This is a genomic window from Halomarina oriensis (assembly GCF_009791395.1).
GTDB lineage: Archaea > Halobacteriota > Halobacteria > Halobacteriales > Haloarculaceae > Halomarina > Halomarina oriensis.
Map to the genome: position 1 here is coordinate 15,306 of NZ_WSZK01000017.1, position 13,905 is coordinate 29,210.

A 13,905-nucleotide genomic window follows, 5' to 3' on the forward strand; every position below is an offset into this window, starting at 1 on the left:
CCGGAAACGTTCGCCTGCCGTCGGTCGGTCGTCCCGAGTGCTCGTCGCGTTCAGAGTCGCCGGAAGTACCCGCCGTCCCCGTCGTCGTCGCCCGCGTCCGGGTCGGGGTTCAGCCCCAGCGCGTACCGAGCGTAGCCGACGGCGTACTGGGCGAACAGTCCCGCGTAGCCCTCCTCGTGTTGGCGACGGGGCGACGTCTCGACGTACGCCAGTGGGTCGTAGACCATCCGGCCGTGGTGGCGCATCCGCAGCGAGCAGTCGGTGTCCTCCATGAACGGCAGGGCCTCGTCGAACCCGCCGGCGTCGAGCAGCGCCACGCGGCGGTACGAGCAGTTGTTCGTCGACGCCTGGACGAAGCCGACGGGCCAGGAGACACGATACCAGTAATCGGAGAGCAGTTTGAACAGCGCCCGGTCCCGTAGCGACCCCTCGTAGGGACGGAGCGGGCCGCCGACGCCGACGACACGCTTATCGTGGTAGCTGCTGAGGTGGCGGGCGACCCACCCCGGCGGGACGACGGTGTCGGCGTCGGTGAAACAGACCACCTCGGCGTCGACGGCGCGTGCGCCCTGGTTCCGGGCGGCGGCGGGGCCGGTCTCGGTCTCGTCGTCGAGCACCCGGTCGGTGGCGGGGTGGGCGTCGGCGACGACGGCGGTGTCGTCGGTGCCGCCGGCGACGACCACCACCTCGCAGTCGGCGTGGGCGAGGCTGTCGAGCGTCTGGGCGATGGTCTCTGCCTCGTCGTAGGCGGGGACGACGACGGCCGCGTTCATGCCCCGTGGTACTCACGCCGTGCGGTAAATCGCTCGGTATCGGGGTGCCGTCGGACACTGGTCGTCACGGCTCGCGTCGTTCCGGGCGCTGTCGGGGCCGCACTCGCGGGGTCAACACCTATCGGCGAGGGACGAGTGGCCCGCTGTATGGAGAGAGAGAATCCGGCGACAGCGGAGTCACTCGACCCTATCGAGGGCGACACCGAGGCGGACGTGGAGGACGCGCTCGCGCTGGCCGACGAGGTGTACCCCGCGTGGAGCGAGCGCCGACTGGAAGAACGGCGCCAACTGCTGAACGACGCCGCCGAGGTACTCCGGGAGAACGCCGAGGAGTACGCCGAACTGATGGCCCGCGAGATGGGCAAACCCATCGCTGGCGGGCGCTCGGAGGTCGAGAAGTGCGCGTGGGTCTGTGAGCACTACGCCGAGTACGCCGAGACGTACCTCGCCGACGAGGTACTCCAGAGCGCTCCCGAGGCGAAGGCGTTCGTCTCCTCCGAACCGCTCGGCCCCGTCCTCGCGGTGATGCCCTGGAACTACCCGTTCTGGCAGGTGTTCCGGTTCGCAGCGCCGAACCTCGTCGCGGGCAACGTCGGCCTCCTGAAACACGCCTCGAACGTGCCGGGGTGTGCACAGGCCATCGAGGAGGTGTTCCTCGAAGCGGGCCTCCCCGAGGGAGCGTTCCAGAGTCTCCTCGTCGGCTCGGACGCCATCGAGGACGTCGTCACCGACAAGCGGATTCGCGGTGTCACGCTCACCGGAAGCGAATCCGCGGGCCGCGCCGTCGCCGAGACCGCCGGGAAGGAACTGAAACCCTCCGTGCTCGAACTCGGCGGCTCCGACCCGTTCGTCGTGCTGGACGACGCGGACGTTGAGACGGCCGCGGAAGTGGGGATGCAGGCCCGAACGCTGAACTCGGGTCAGTCGTGTATCGCCGCCAAACGGTTCATCGTCCACGACGCGGTGTACGACGAGTTCGTCTCGGCGTTCGTCGACGAGATGGCGGCACAGGACATCGGCGACCCGACGGACGACGACACCGACATCGGTCCGCAGGCCCGCGAGGACCTCATGGAGGACCTCCACGAGCAGGTCACCGAGACGCTCGACGCGGGCGCGACGCTGGAGACGGGTGGCGAACCGCTCGACCGGGAGGGCTACTTCTACCCGCCGACGGTCGTCACGGACGTGCCACGCGATTCGACGATGGCGACCGACGAGGTGTTCGGCCCCGCCGCCGCGGTGTTCCGCGTCGAGAGCGAGGACGAGGCGGTCGAACTCGCCAACGACTCCACGTACGGTCTGGGCGGGTCGGTGTGGACGGAGGACTTAGAGCGTGGCGAACGGGTCGCGCGGCGCGTCGAGTCGGGGTGTGTCTTCGTCAACGAACTCACGAAATCGGACCCACGCATCCCGTTCGGCGGCGTGAAGAACTCGGGGTACGGCCGCGAACTCTCCGAACACGGGATGAAGGAGTTCCTCAACGAGAAGACGGTCTGGGTGCAGTCGGCGGCCGACCAGTGAGGAGCCGAGTCGACCGACCGGGCCGTGGCGTGTGGAGAGAGAAGCAACGTCAGCGGGGGACTCGCCGTCTCACATCGACGTCACCGCCTCGAAGGCGACGGGGAGGGCGGGCCGGACGACCAGGACTACTACGCCCGCGACCAGCGAGACGACGCCCGTCGCCGCCGATATCTCCTCGCCCCACGTCGGGATGCGTTCCATCGTGACGACGGCCGTCAGCACGACCATCCAGAAGAAGTTCATCTCGCCGAAAAACGGCATCACGAGGAAGAACAGGCCGAAGCAGATGACGACGCACTCGACGCCGTGGTCGACGCCGTGCCGAAACCCGTCGAGCAGGCCGTCGGTGTGGTCCTCGACGGCCGCACAGCAACTCCGCAGGAGGCCCCGTTTGGGCGCGCTCAACTGGAACAGCCCCGCCAGGACGAGGACACCGCCGACGACGAGGTGCGGGTTCGACCGTGTGAACCCGTAGACGCCGCCGGGGAGGACGGCGTGGACGGACAGCGGAATCACGGCCGAGAGCGCCCAGACGAGGTGGTAGGTCGTCAGGAACCCCGCGAGCGCCGTCGTCGCCTCCAGGGCGCTCCCCTGGTGTGCGTCGGCGTAATCGCGGGCGAACCGCGTCATCGCGGGATGCATCATCGCCCACATCATCACGCCCCACATCACGGTGTAGCCGAGGACGGCTTCCAGCGTCCCGACGTGGAAGACGCCGAGTTCCATCGCGCCGGGCGCGGCCGCCGGGACGCCCTGCTCCATCAGCCACGCCATGCCCGGCATCGGGACGTGGCCGTCGAACAGCGCCACCCACCAGACGGCGTCGAGACCGAGCATCATCACGACGACCACCGCGGTCCGGGTCACGTCCACGTCGAAGGCTGCCTCGAACAGTTCCAGCGGGCCGTCGACGCTCGTACTCATCGGTCGGCCCCCCGTCCCGTCACCTCCGGTAACGACGACCGGACTCGTTCGCGTGCAGTCTCGTAGGCGTCTCTGACCGAATCGGGCAGGAGTGTCGGGAGCTCCATACCCCACCGGACGGGCGGCTTCGACTTTATTCGGGAACTATCTAAAAAGCAATTATCTATCGGGCTGGACCGTCTCCCGTCGTCGGGCACGGCCCGTCGGTGGAGCAGTCCCCGGTTCAGTCGCGCAGGACGCTGATGTTCTGCATCCGACCGCCACAGACCGAACAACGACCGGGCGTCTCTGAGCGCCGCTCGCAGTCGTTACACTCGTACAGAGCCATGCTAACACTACGCAGCGTCGGTAGATGAACCTGTCGCGGCCGGCGACTCCGCCCGGTCGCGGACGGCGGTCATCACCTCGGGGAGCGCTCGCCGGTAGCGACGACCGAGCGTCCGCGAGTAGACCCCTCGGAGCGCCCCCTCGAACCAGACCTCGTGAGTGAACGTCGTCCCGCCGTCGTGACCGTGCAGCGACCGCCGGACGTGGAGGCGACCGAGCGGCATCTCGACCGTGTAGCTGTACGACCGGCCGGGGTCGACCTCGGTGACGACGAACTCGGCGGTCGGGCCGAACCGCGGGTCGAGGAAGCCACGCGTCCCGACCTCGACCGCGCAGTGGGCGGTTCGGTCGTCCCCGCCGAGCGACGCCTCGCGCAGTTCGCCGTCCCACGTCGGCCACGCCTCGACGTCGGTCCAGACCTCCCAGACACGGCGTGGCGGAGCCGTCGTCTCCATCCTGTGACTGAACCACATGGCGTCTCGTAGGAAGCGCGTGACGATGAGGTGTGCGCGTCCCCGAGAGCGGGCCGGTCGGTCGGTGACTGGCCGGGTCGGGGTTGATGTGTCGTCCCCGCGTGGCTCCGGGCATGAAGACCGCCGACCTGCTCGTCTCCTGTCTCGAAGCGGAGGGCGTCGACTACGTGTTCGGGCTTCCCGGCGAGGAACTCGAAGACCTCCTGTTCGCGCTGGCTGACTCGCCGGTCGACTTCGTCCCCGTCCGCCACGAACAGGGTGCGGCGTTCATGGCCGACGTCCACGGCCGCCTCACCGGTGACGCCGGCGTCTGCCTCTCGACGCTCGGTCCCGGAGCGACCAACCTCCTGACCGGTGTCGCGGACGCCCACCTCGACAAGTCACCGCTCGTCGCCATCACCGGGCAGGGCGGCCGCGAGCGGCTCCACCAGGAGAGCCACCAGCTCATCGACGTGGTCGACATGTTCGGGCCGATAACGAAGTGGAACACGCGCCTCGACGACCCGGACGTTGTCCACGAGTCCGTGCGCAAGGCGTTCAAACTCGCCGAGTACGAGAAACCGGGAGCGACCCACCTCGAACTCCCGGAGGACGTCGCAGCAGCGGAGTCCTCGGCGACGGTCATCGAACCGACCGACCGGCACGTCCATCGCCCCGCGCCCGACCCGGAGAGCGTCGCGGAGGCCGCCGCGGTGCTCGGTGCGGTCGACCGGCCGCTGATTCTGGCGGGCAACGGGGCGGTCCGGTCACGCGCCTCCGAGCAGTTGCGCACGTTCGTCGACGAGACGGCCATCCCCGTCGTCGCCACCTACATGGGGAAGGGGGCGGTGTCGGACCGCGACGACCACTCGTTGCTGACGCTCGACTCGGGCAGTGGCGAGGTCGACCGGGTCATCGAGCGCGCCGACGCCGTCCTCACCGTCGGCTACGACGTCGCCGAACACGACCCCGAGAGCTGGAACCCCGACGGTGACAAGCGCGTGGTCCACCTCGACTCCGAACCCGCGGAGGTGTACGAACACTACGTCCCCGACGTGGAGATGGTCTGTGACGTCGCCGCCGGCATCGAGGCGCTCTGTGACGTCTCGCTCGACCCCGTCGAGACCGACTGGTACGTGGACCTCCGGACCGACCTCGTCGAGTCGGTGACCGACCACCCCGACGAGGGCGACCCGTTCACCGTCGCCGACACGCTCCCTATCCTCCGCGAGGCGATGGCCGACCACGACGTCCTGCTATCCGACGTGGGGAGTCACAAGATGGCCATCGCCCAGTCGTACCCCACCTACGAGCCGAACACCTGTCTCATCTCGAACGGCCTGGCGACGATGGGCATCGCCGTTCCGGGGGCGGTCGCGGCGGACGTCGCGCTCTCCGGGGGTGACGGCGTCTCCGGTGAGGACGACACCCAACCCGACGGCGAGGGAGGGGATGTCTCCGAGCCGCCGAACGTCGTCGCCGCGACGGGCGACGGCGGCTTCCTGATGAACGCCGCCGAGTTGGAGACCGCCCAGCGGTTGGACTGTTCGTTCACCGTCGTCCTGTTCGTCGACGACGACTACGGTCTCATCTCGGAGAAACAGGAGGAACACCGCGGGTCGTCGACCGGGACCCGACTCGGGAACCCCGACTTCGTGCGGTTCGCCGAGTCGTTCGGGGTCGAGGCGCGTCGGCCCGAGACGTGGGCGGAGGTCCGGACCGCTATCGACGAGGCGGTGGGGAGCGAGGACCTGTCGCTCGTCGAGGTCCGAATCGAGCGGTAGGGGACCGACGGTCGAACGGGCACGTCAGCGTTCGTCGGCAGTCATCCGTACGCGGTGGAGCAGCCAGGGACCGACCCAGCCACGGACGAGGAGCAAGAGGAGGAACGTACAGAAGAACGCCGCCGCCAACAGGCCGATGTTCAGGGCTTGCCCGACCATCCCCCGTCGCCAGCCGTAGAGACTCATCGCTGCGAACAGCGCCGTCGCTGCCAACAGCACTCGCCCGGCCGCGCCGACCGCACCGACCCCCCGGCGAACGCTCGGTGTGTACTCGAACAGTCGAGTCATGCGCTCGTCTTACGCGTCCGTCCGGAAAAGTCTCCCCACTTCGGCGACAGTCTCCGAGCGGGGTGACTCCTACGGGGACGGACCGTTCGACGGCGCTACTCGATACGCAGTTCGTCGGACTCGGGGACGGCCTCCTTGTCCCAGCGTAGCGAGAACGTCACCGTCTCCGCGCCGCTGGACATCATCGAGGAGTCCTCGCCGACGGAGACGTCGAGGGTCACCTCCTCGGGCGGGTTGACCGTCGCGCTGTCGTTGCCGACGAGGAACGTCACCTTCCCGGCGCTCGGGACGCTCGTCCCCTCGTGTCCGTCGGTCGTGTCGGTCTGTGACTGGTCGACCGTCTCGCTCGACGTCGTGCCGTCCGCTCCTCCCTGTCGTCGCGTCTCCGTCTCCCGGTCGCTCCGCTGGCCCGTGTCGGTGGTCGTCGTCTCGGTGGTGTTCGCACCGGTCACCCCGGTGTCGGCCGTCGTCCCGGCGTTCGTCGCACCGGCGTGGCCGTCGCCGGCGAGTTTGTCGGCGAACTCGCGCAGGTAGTCGGCGGCTTCGGCACGCGTCACGACTCGTTCGGTGTTGAGACCGGACATGGGTGGGCCGACACGTCCTCCCGGTAGCCCGGTTGTGCTTGCCTGTGCGTGTCAGTCGCGCACCGCGACCAGCACCGCCAGCGCCGCGAGCAGCATCGCCGGGAACAGTGGCAGCGTCAGGTAGGCGTCGCGCCACGTCAGGCCCAGCGACCGCAAGAACGGGTCGGAGTACGGCACCAGCAGGATGGCCACCGGGACGACGACGAACGCGAGGAAGATGGCCGCGACCAGTCCCCAGCCGCTCGCGCCGAACTCCTCGGACTGTGGCACCTCCGGGTGGTAGGCGCGGGTCGTCCGTCGCCCGTCGTCCTCGTCGTCTCCCTCGTGAAACTCCGTTGGCTCGTGGACGTAGCCACCGCTGGAGCCGCCTCCAGCCCGGTCGCTCGTCGCGTCCTCAGCCATCGTACTCGCTGTCCGGGACGACGACGACCTTCCCGAACCCCTCGCGCTCCTGGAGCATCTCGTGGGCGCGCTGGGCCTCGCTCATCGGGAGGACCTCCCGGACGCGGGGTTCGAAGGTGCCGTCCCAGACGAGCGGGAGGACGTCGTCTATCTCGCCCGGCGTCGCCATCGTCGACCCGAGCAGTTCCAGCTGGTTCCAGAACAGGCGGTTGATGTTGGTCTCGGCTTTCGGGCCGGTCGTCGCCCCGCAGGTGACCAGGCGGCCGCCCTTGGCGAGACACTTCGTCGAGTCGTCCCACGTCGCCGGGCCGATGTGGTCGACGACGACGTCCACACCACGGCCGTCGGTGTGTTCACGGACGAACTGTGCGAACGACTCCGTCTCGTAGTTGACGACGTGGTCCGCGCCACACTCCTTGGCGTACTCCAACTTCTCCTCGGTACTGGCGGTGGCGTACACCTCCGCGCCCGCGTGGTCGGCGATCTGGACGGCGGCGTGACCGACCCCACCCGACGCGCCGAGGACGAGGATGGACTCGCCCTGCGTGAGTTCGGCCTGGGTCATCAGCATCCGCCACGCCGTCTGGAAGACGAGCGAGGAACTCGCGGCCGTCACCCAGTCGACGTCCTCGGGGACGGGCACGAGGTTCTCGGCGGGGACGGCGGCCTGCTCGGCGTGGACGCCCCTGACGTGCTCGCCGATGAGGTGATAGGAGTCGCACTCGGGTTCCCGACCGTCGCGGCAGGCCTCACACTCGCCGCAGTACTTGCCCGCGCAGACGGCGACGTGGTCGCCCTCCTCGAACCGGGTCACGTCGGCACCCACGTCGGTCACGACGCCGGCCGCGTCGCTGCCGGGGATGTGTGGCATGTCGAGTTCGACGCCGGGCAGGCCGCGGCGCGTCCACACGTCGAGGTGGTTCAGCGCCCCGGCCTTGATGTCGACGAGTACCTCGTCGTCACCGGCCTCGGGGTCCGGGAACTCGTCGTACTCCAGCACACTCGTCTCGCCGTGCTCGCCGAACTGGACTGCTTGCATGGTCGTGGCTCCGAGCGGACGGCGCAAAACCCTGCCGATGAGTGGCACGGCCTCCTCCGTCGGAGGTTTATATCACTACCCGCCGAACGACCTCCCATGAGCGACGAGGCCGACGGGAACGACGGACGAAGAGAGGGCCGAGCGGACGGCGGGGACGACGACCACCACGCCGGTCACGAACACGGCGAGGCGGGCACGCACGACCACCACCACCACGACCTGAGCCACCTCTCGATGGCCGTCGTCACCGTCTCCTCGACCCGCGAGGAGACTGAGGACGCCGCCGGCGACGCCATCGAAGCCGAACTCCGCGCCGCCGACAACGAGGTGGCGACGCGCGTGGTCGTCCCCGACGACTTCGCGGCCGTCCAGGAGGCGGTCCGCGAAGCGGTCGCCGACGAGTCGGTCGACGCCGTCGTCACGACCGGTGGGACCGGCGTCACCCCCGACGACGTCACCGTCGAGGCCGTCGAGGCGCTGTTCGAGAAACGACTCCCCGGCTTCGGCGAACTGTTCCGTGACTTCTCCAGAGAGGAGGTCGGGACGCGCGTCGTCGGCACGCGAGCGACGGCGGGTATCGTCGCCCGCGACCCCGACACACCCGACGCCGGTGGCGTTCCGGTGTTCTCGCTGCCGGGGAGCGAGAACGCCGCCCGACTCGGCACGCGGGACGTCATCGTCCCCGAAGCACCGCATCTCGCGGGGTTGGCCCGTCGGTGACGGTGCTGGTCGTCGGCGCGAGCGGCTACCTCGGCCGGTCGGTCGTCGACGCGTTCGCCGCTCGGGGCGTCGACAGCCTCGGGACCTACTACAGCAACCCCATCGAGGGGGCGACGCGCCGCTACGACTTCTTCGCCGACGACCCGGCCGACCTCCCGTTAGACGCCGTCGAGAGCGTCGTCTTCGCGGCACACGTCGAACGCACCGACCACGACTTCGAGACGTTCGCGGCGGCGGCCGAGCGGTTCGTCGCCGCCGTCCGGTCGGCCGGCCCGCGACTCGTCTACACGTCCAGTGCGGGCGTCTTCGACGGGAGCGGCAGTCGATACGACGAGGCGACACCCGCGACACCGAAGTCGAAGTACGGTCGACGACTCCGACGGTTCGAGCGGTTCGTCGCCGCCCACGACGACTCGTCTGTCCTCCGGGCAGACTACCTGTTCGGTCGGTCGCGGGGGAGCCTCGACCGTCGACTCGCCCGGACGCGACGGCTGGTCCGGGAGGGTCGGCGGGTCCCGTACTACGCCGACATGTGGAAGAGTCCCTGCCACGTCCGCGAGGCGGGGCGTGCGCTGGCGGTGCTCGCCGGTTCTGACGTACAGGGGGTCGTCCACGCGCCGACGCCACGGACGAGCGCGTGGGCGTTCCACCGCGCCGGGATGGCCGCCCTCGGCGAGCGCCCGCGCCTCGTGGTTCCCGAACCGATGCCCGACGACCCGACGCTCCACCGCGACACCTCGCTCTCGTCGTCGCGGTTCGAGCGGGTCTGTGGCTTCCGGCCCCGGTCGGTGGTCAGGGCGCTACGGGGCTGACGGTCCGCCGGTACATCCGCCGTGCGCCGTGTTCGAGGAACGCGACGAAGACGACGAGCGGTGCGAGCAGCCACGAGTACAGCACGACGACGGCCGGTACCGCGTCGAACCCGGCGGGCGCACGCAGACCGACGGTCCACGCGAACCAGCCGAACGCGAGGACGGCGACGAGCAGCGGCGTGACCAGCCCCAGTCGTTCGTAGAACGCGACCGGTGCGCCGACGACGACGAACGACGTGGCCACAGTGACGACGGCTAGCCCACCCGTCGTGGCGAGCCAGTCGGTCGTCGGTTCGGGGACTGTCGGGACGGTCCAACCGCCGAACGTGAACCCCAGCAGGGCCGTGAACAGCAGGAACGCCAGCCAGACCGTGACGCCGTCGACCAGCGACTGCCGGAGCGAGCGTGGAGGGCGCATAGCTGTCAGTCGGGCGGTCGGTCACAAAAACCTACGCACGGACCGTGGCGTGTCGACGCGTCTGCCCTCAGTTCGGGAGCGGACAGAGCGACGCGGTGAACACCGCTACGTCGTCGCTCTCGTTGCGCGCGCCGTGTGGTTCGCCCCGCTCGTGGAGGACGACGCCCGGTGCCTCGACGGTCTCCTCGCTGTCGCCCTGCACCACCACGACCTCACCCTGGAGGACGTGGAACACGTTCGTCGCGTCGTCGTGTTCGTGAGTCGAGAGCTCCGCGCCCGGCCCGAGCGCGAAGTACTTCACCAGCACGTCGTCGGTGACGACGAGTTCGCCGGACGTTCGCTCACCCTCCGCGGGCTCCTCGAAGTCGAATCGGTCGAGCATGGCCGGGAGTTGGGCGGCCGACGGCTTCAATCGTCGGCCGTCAGGACGGTGAGTTCGTAGTACTCCTCGAACGCGACGAAGTCGTAGTCGGTGACGAGCGCTTCGAGTTCGTCGCGGACGCGCCCGGAGCGGTCGAGCGTCATGCGTCCGGAACTGGTCGTCTCTCGCAGCACCTCGTGGGTCTCCGAAGCGAGTCGCGGAAACGCGACGTCGTGAACCGGTCCCGTAGCCGTGTCGGGGGCTTTGCGGGCCCACACCGTCGTGTGCGGCGGCGGGTCGCCGACCCACCCGGCCTCGAACTCGTAGACCGACCCCTCGTGGCGGACCGGCGGGAGACGGTTCGGCCAGTCGGCTCCCCACGGGGGTTCGACGTGCCCGCCGCTCTCGAACCGGCCGACGTCGAGGGCGTGGTCGAACGCCGCCCGTCCACCGGCGGAGAGGTCGGCGTACGCGACGACCGCTCGTCCGTCGTCGGGCGTCCACGAGCCGTCGTGTCGGACGAACTCGGCACCGTACTCGGCGTGGAGGGCCGTCTCGACGACCACCTCGTAGGTCGCGTCCCCGCGTTGGACGAGCGTCTCACCGACCGTCGTCTCGACGGGGTCGTCGACCGTCTCCCACTCGATGTCCGCGACTCCGCCGTCGAACGCGTCGACGAACGCCTCCCGAATCGCGGTCGGAACCACGGCGACACCGGCCGCGTCGGGGAACTCCTCGGGGGGTACACGGGTCGCACGGAGTTCGTCGGGAACCGGCGTCGACCCGGCGCTGTCGTCGCTCACACACCCGGCGAGCGCGCTCGCACCGAGCGCACCCACTCCGGCGAGCAGTCGTCGTCTGGAGGGCATCGTCCGGACTGGTCGGCGAGACGGAATAAGCTTTCAGTCAATCGGGCGAGGGCGGCGGTAAGCTATACCCACGAGGCGACCCTACGCCGGGTATGGACATGGAGTACGCCACGGTACAGGGCGTCGACGTCCCGAAACTCGGTCTCGGCACGTGGCGACTGACCGGCGACGACTGTCGCAACGCCGTCTCGACGGCCCTCGAACTCGGCTATCGGCACGTCGATACCGCACAGGCGTACGGCAACGAGCGGCAGGTCGGGGCGGCCATCGCCGGCAGCGACGTCGACCGCGAGGACGTGTTCCTGACGACGAAACTCGAGGGCGGCAACCGAGACTACGACGGCGTGTTGCGCTCGACGGACGAGAGCCTCGCCAAACTCCGGACGGACCACCTCGACCTCCTGCTGATTCACTGGCCGAACCGCCGGGTTCCGACCCGCGAGACGCTCGACGCGATGACCGAACTCGTCGAGAGCGGGAAGGTCGAGCACATCGGCGTGAGCAACTTCGACCGGGAGAGACTCGACGACGCCCGCGAGGACGCCGACGTCCCCATCTTCACCGACCAGGTGCAGTTCCACCCCTACTGGGACCAGACGGACCTGCTCGACTACTGCGCCATCCACGACGTCTTGCTGACGGCGTACAGTCCGCTCGGTCACGGGGGCGTCCTCACCGACCCGGTGTTGAAGGAGGTCGGCGAGCGCCACGGGAAGTCGGCCGCACAGGTCGCGCTCCGGTGGGTGATCCAGCACGACGAGGTCGTGACCGTCCCCAAAGCGACCAGCCGTGACCACCTCGAGGCCAACCTCCAGCTGTTCGACTTCGAGTTGACCGCCGAGGAGATGGACCGCATCAGCCAGCCGTCGAAGCTCAAGACCCTGTCGGGCGTGCTCCGGTCGCGCTCGCCGCTGTGACACCGGGCGATTCCGACCCTCGGGAGTCGTCATAGCTTTTCACCCTCGGCGCGCTACGTGTAGCCATGCCGACGCAACTACGACCTGGCTGCTGGCTCATCGAGTTGACCGGTGTCAACGCCTACCTCGTCGAGGACGTGGTGGGGGAGACGCCGAACGGCGAGACGACCGCCGCCCGGGAGGAGCCGATTTCGGTCGACCTCTCCGAGGACGGAGCGACCGAGGCGGCCGACGAGGACGACTCCGGGGACGACGGCGAGTCGAGCGTCGAGGCGGGCACCGACGAGGAGGTCACGGACGACACCGAGGGCGACGTGCGCACCGTCCTCACGCTCGTCGACGCCGGGATGCCGTTCGACGCCGACGCCGTCCGGGAGGCCATCGAGGAGACCGGCCACACGCTCGCGGACGTCGAGCGAGTCCTCGTCACCCACTACGACGTCGACCACGTCGGCGGCCTCTCCCGACTCGACCTCCCGAACGCGACGGTCTACATGGGGTCGCCCGACGCCGAGTATCTCACCGGGCGGCGCAGTCCGCCGCTCGACGGCCACAAGACGGCGCTCCAGCGGCTCTCCAAACCGTTCGTCTCGACGGACCTCGACGTCGAAGTCGTCGGTGACGGCGACCGGGTGGGGAGTTTCACCGTCTACGAGACGCCCGGGCACACCGAGGGGCACGTCGCCTACGTCAGCAGCGACCTCTCGGTGGCGTTCGTCGGTGACCTCGTCCGGGAGTCCGACGGCGAACTCACGCCCTCGCCGTGGGTCATCAGCCACGACACCGACGCCGTCGCCGAGTCCATCCACGACCTCGCGGACCGCGAACCGGCCGTCGAGGTGCTGGGGATGGGCCACGGCGTCCCGTTCCTGCGCGGCGGGGCCGTGCGACTCGCGCAGTTGGGTCAGAAGGTCGATTAGGACGCTCGACGGTCCGGCGAGTGAAGCGCCCGGTCGAGTCCGGCCGGCCGGAGAAACCCGCAAGGACGTCGCTCGGCGGCGGTTTCTTGATGGGTGGGGGCGTAGCCGGGCGTGATGACCGAGACCGACTCGCTGCCCGAGGGCTGGACGGAACGCGACCACGACCCGCAGGTCGTCGACAAGTACGACCCTCGCCAGCCGTCGCTGTACGAGTCCGACGACGGCCACTGCGTCCAGGTCGTCCCCGACGCCGGCAACCAGGCGACGGGCGGCGAGGACCACTGGCGCGTCGACGCCATCGAGGGCGACCCGAAGGCTCCCGAACACACGCGGACGCTCGGCGTGCGCGAGGGCCGGAGCGCCGCGCTCGACTTCGCTCGGGAGGCGATGACCGAGTACGGCGAGACCGGGAGTTTCGACGCCGTCGACGAGGAGACGGCGCGGTAGGGCGGCGACTCAGTGCTCGGCGGTCAGTTCCTCCGCGACCGTCTCGACGTCGAGCAGGTCGGGGTCGACGACCAGGCCCGCGCTGGCGCGGGCGAACTCGGGGATCGAATCGTGCGAGTAGACGACGACCCTGAAGCGGTCGTTGAGTTCGCGGGCGACCGGAATCGACGTGGCGAGGCCGACGTCGGTGACGACGAGGGCGTCGGTCTCCTCGATTCCGGCGTCGACGAGCGAGTCGCGGTCGGCGGTGCCGGTCGCGCGACTCACGGTCACACCGTGCTCTTCGAGGGCTTCGCCCAGTCCGTCGGGGTCGGAGCCGATGACGACAGCGTGGTCCATGGTGT

At 69.4% G+C, this 13,905-nt stretch carries 19 protein-coding genes; 7 read left to right on the forward strand and 12 right to left on the reverse strand.

The features are described from left to right. Positions 1-50: 50 nt before the first annotated feature. On the reverse strand, positions 51-773 hold the full coding sequence (locus GQS65_RS11215) for a glycosyltransferase (protein WP_158204737.1): 723 nt from the start codon (positions 771-773) through the stop codon (positions 51-53). A 147-nt stretch (positions 774-920) separates the two neighbouring features. Here GQS65_RS11215 and GQS65_RS11220 point away from each other — a divergent pair, with 147 nt between their 5' ends. After that, on the forward strand, positions 921-2,297 hold the full coding sequence (locus GQS65_RS11220; RefSeq protein ID WP_158204738.1) for an NAD-dependent succinate-semialdehyde dehydrogenase: 1,377 nt from the start codon (positions 921-923) through the stop codon (positions 2,295-2,297). Positions 2,298-2,366: 69 nt separating this feature from the next. Here the strand turns inward: GQS65_RS11220 and GQS65_RS11225 are convergent, their stop codons facing one another. From GQS65_RS11225 to GQS65_RS11235, 3 genes are all read right to left on the reverse strand, one after another. After that, the gene (locus tag GQS65_RS11225) at positions 2,367-3,221 is read right to left on the reverse strand and encodes a DUF2182 domain-containing protein (protein WP_158204739.1); all 855 of its coding nucleotides are present in this window, start codon (positions 3,219-3,221) and stop codon (positions 2,367-2,369) included. A 223-nt stretch (positions 3,222-3,444) separates the two neighbouring features. Continuing rightward, on the reverse strand, positions 3,445-3,549 hold the full coding sequence (locus tag GQS65_RS11230; RefSeq protein ID WP_158204740.1) for a rubrerythrin-like domain-containing protein: 105 nt from the start codon (positions 3,547-3,549) through the stop codon (positions 3,445-3,447). A gap of 7 nt (positions 3,550-3,556) precedes the next feature. Further along, on the reverse strand, positions 3,557-4,021 hold the full coding sequence (locus GQS65_RS11235; RefSeq protein WP_158204741.1) for an SRPBCC family protein: 465 nt from the start codon (positions 4,019-4,021) through the stop codon (positions 3,557-3,559). Between the two features lie 113 nt (positions 4,022-4,134). Here GQS65_RS11235 and GQS65_RS11240 point away from each other — a divergent pair, with 113 nt between their 5' ends. Further along, entirely contained in the window at positions 4,135-5,784 is a 1,650-nt protein-coding gene (locus GQS65_RS11240; RefSeq protein WP_158204742.1) for a thiamine pyrophosphate-binding protein, read from the forward strand. Between the two features lie 24 nt (positions 5,785-5,808). Here the strand turns inward: GQS65_RS11240 and GQS65_RS11245 are convergent, their stop codons facing one another. The 4 genes from GQS65_RS11245 to GQS65_RS11260 form a co-directional block, all read right to left on the reverse strand. Beyond that, positions 5,809-6,072 (reverse strand): hypothetical protein, encoded by a 264-nt coding sequence (locus tag GQS65_RS11245; protein ID WP_158204743.1) that lies wholly within the window; start codon positions 6,070-6,072, stop codon positions 5,809-5,811. A gap of 95 nt (positions 6,073-6,167) precedes the next feature. Then, entirely contained in the window at positions 6,168-6,656 is a 489-nt protein-coding gene (locus GQS65_RS11250; protein WP_158204744.1) for an amphi-Trp domain-containing protein, read from the reverse strand. Between the two features lie 51 nt (positions 6,657-6,707). Next, positions 6,708-7,058 (reverse strand): hypothetical protein, encoded by a 351-nt coding sequence (locus tag GQS65_RS11255; protein ID WP_158204745.1) that lies wholly within the window; start codon positions 7,056-7,058, stop codon positions 6,708-6,710. Next, entirely contained in the window at positions 7,051-8,097 is a 1,047-nt protein-coding gene (locus tag GQS65_RS11260; RefSeq protein WP_158204746.1) for a zinc-binding dehydrogenase, read from the reverse strand. Before GQS65_RS11260 ends, GQS65_RS11255 begins: the two co-directional genes overlap by 8 nt. Positions 8,098-8,193: 96 nt before the next feature. Here GQS65_RS11260 and GQS65_RS11265 point away from each other — a divergent pair, with 96 nt between their 5' ends. Continuing rightward, entirely contained in the window at positions 8,194-8,817 is a 624-nt protein-coding gene (locus tag GQS65_RS11265; protein ID WP_158204747.1) for a MogA/MoaB family molybdenum cofactor biosynthesis protein, read from the forward strand. Continuing rightward, the gene (locus GQS65_RS11270) at positions 8,814-9,629 is read left to right on the forward strand and encodes an NAD-dependent epimerase/dehydratase family protein (protein ID WP_158204748.1); all 816 of its coding nucleotides are present in this window, start codon (positions 8,814-8,816) and stop codon (positions 9,627-9,629) included. The genes GQS65_RS11265 and GQS65_RS11270 overlap by 4 nt, the downstream gene beginning before the upstream one ends. On the opposite strand, the gene GQS65_RS11275 is transcribed toward GQS65_RS11270, so the two are convergent. The 3 genes from GQS65_RS11275 to GQS65_RS11285 all read right to left on the reverse strand — a co-directional run bounded on the left by GQS65_RS11275 (position 9,610) and on the right by GQS65_RS11285 (position 11,277). Next, positions 9,610-10,047: a hypothetical protein gene (locus GQS65_RS11275; protein WP_158204749.1), complete on the reverse strand. Its 438-nt coding sequence runs from the start codon at positions 10,045-10,047 to the stop codon at positions 9,610-9,612. The two genes, GQS65_RS11270 and GQS65_RS11275, sit on opposite strands and share 20 nt — an antisense overlap. Positions 10,048-10,114: 67 nt before the next feature. Next, complete coding sequence (locus tag GQS65_RS11280) at positions 10,115-10,429, reverse strand: cupin domain-containing protein (RefSeq protein ID WP_158204750.1); 315 nt, start codon at positions 10,427-10,429, stop codon at positions 10,115-10,117. Between the two features lie 26 nt (positions 10,430-10,455). Continuing rightward, positions 10,456-11,277: a hypothetical protein gene (locus tag GQS65_RS11285; protein WP_158204751.1), complete on the reverse strand. Its 822-nt coding sequence runs from the start codon at positions 11,275-11,277 to the stop codon at positions 10,456-10,458. Between the two features lie 98 nt (positions 11,278-11,375). On the opposite strand from GQS65_RS11285, the gene GQS65_RS11290 reads away from it, so the two are divergent. The 3 genes from GQS65_RS11290 to GQS65_RS11300 all read left to right on the forward strand — a co-directional run bounded on the left by GQS65_RS11290 (position 11,376) and on the right by GQS65_RS11300 (position 13,561). Next, entirely contained in the window at positions 11,376-12,194 is an 819-nt protein-coding gene (locus tag GQS65_RS11290; protein ID WP_158204862.1) for an aldo/keto reductase, read from the forward strand. Positions 12,195-12,259: 65 nt separating this feature from the next. Then, a complete protein-coding gene (locus GQS65_RS11295) occupies positions 12,260-13,114 on the forward strand; it encodes an MBL fold metallo-hydrolase (RefSeq protein ID WP_158204752.1) in 855 nt (284 codons plus the stop codon). A gap of 114 nt (positions 13,115-13,228) precedes the next feature. After that, entirely contained in the window at positions 13,229-13,561 is a 333-nt protein-coding gene (locus GQS65_RS11300) for a hypothetical protein (RefSeq protein ID WP_158204753.1), read from the forward strand. 9 nt (positions 13,562-13,570) lie between these two features. Here GQS65_RS11300 and GQS65_RS11305 read toward each other — a convergent pair whose 3' ends face one another. After that, positions 13,571-13,900, reverse strand: a complete 330-nt coding sequence (locus GQS65_RS11305; protein WP_158204754.1) for a DUF7126 family protein — start codon at positions 13,898-13,900, stop codon at positions 13,571-13,573. Positions 13,901-13,905: the final 5 nt, after the last annotated feature.